At 51.6% G+C, this 1,009-nt stretch carries 2 protein-coding genes; both read left to right on the top strand.

From position 1 onward, the window contains the following. Positions 1 to 932, top strand: a 932-nt coding sequence (locus R7Q11_RS25045; protein ID WP_225466863.1) for a chemotaxis response regulator protein-glutamate methylesterase, incomplete at its 5' end; no start/stop codon positions are given. Further along, the coding region (locus tag R7Q11_RS25050; RefSeq protein WP_225466864.1) for a ParA family protein at positions 929 to 1,009 on the top strand (81 nt) is incomplete at its 3' end. The genes R7Q11_RS25045 and R7Q11_RS25050, both read left to right, overlap by 4 nt.

The raw sequence follows: 1,009 nt of genomic DNA on the forward strand, positions 1-1,009 counted from the left end.
TTACGGCTGTGCGTGAAATCATGGCCGCATCTCCAACGCCAATTCTGATGTTTTCGTCCCTGACTCATGATGGGGCGAAAGCAACTCTTGATGCGTTGGACGCTGGCGCTCTGGACTTCTTACCGAAGAAGTTTGAAGATATTGCACGTAACCGCGACGAAGCGGTTTCGCTGCTTCAGCAACGTGTCATTCAAATTGCCTCTAAGCGTGCTTTCATGCGCCGTCCTGTAGCGCGTCCAGCTGCTGCAACTAGTGCTGCGCGCCCACTGGCTTCAAGAACCGCTACGCCTGCCGCATCGGCTCCGGCTCGGCCGGCAGCAACCAAGTTCCGCGCATCGGGTAAGAAATACCAGTTAACAGCGATTGGCACATCCACTGGTGGCCCAGTTGCTTTACAAAAAATTCTTACTCGTCTGCCGATGAACTACCCACATCCAATCGTGCTGATTCAGCATATGCCTGCGACATTTACGGCGGCATTTGCAAGTCGATTGAACACGTTGTGTAAGATCCAAGTGAAAGAAGCACAAGACGGTGATGTGTTACAAGCTGGTGTGGCTTACCTAGCGCCAGGCGGCAAGCAAATGATGATTGATGGTCGTGCAGGTGCTGCTCGCCTTCGCATCATTGATGGCGGTGATCGCATGAACTACAAACCGTGTGTGGATGTGACCTTTGGCTCGGCGGCGAAAGTTTACGGCGACAAAGTGCTTTCTATGGTGCTCACCGGAATGGGTGCAGATGGCCGAGAAGGTGCACGTATGCTGAAATCGGCAGGTTCAACCATTTGGGCACAAGACGAAGAAAGCTGTGTGGTTTACGGTATGCCTCAAGCTGTTGCTAAAGCGGGCATTTCTTCTGAAGATTTACCTCTTGACCGAATTGCAGAACGCATGCTGGTGGAAGTGGGTTTAGGGGAGGAGAAATCATGATCGTTTGGAGTGTAGCTAACCAAAAAGGTGGGGTAGGAAAAACCACATCAACAGCGACACTAGCAGGTTTTTTGAGT

This window comes from Vibrio sp. 970, from assembly GCF_033339075.1.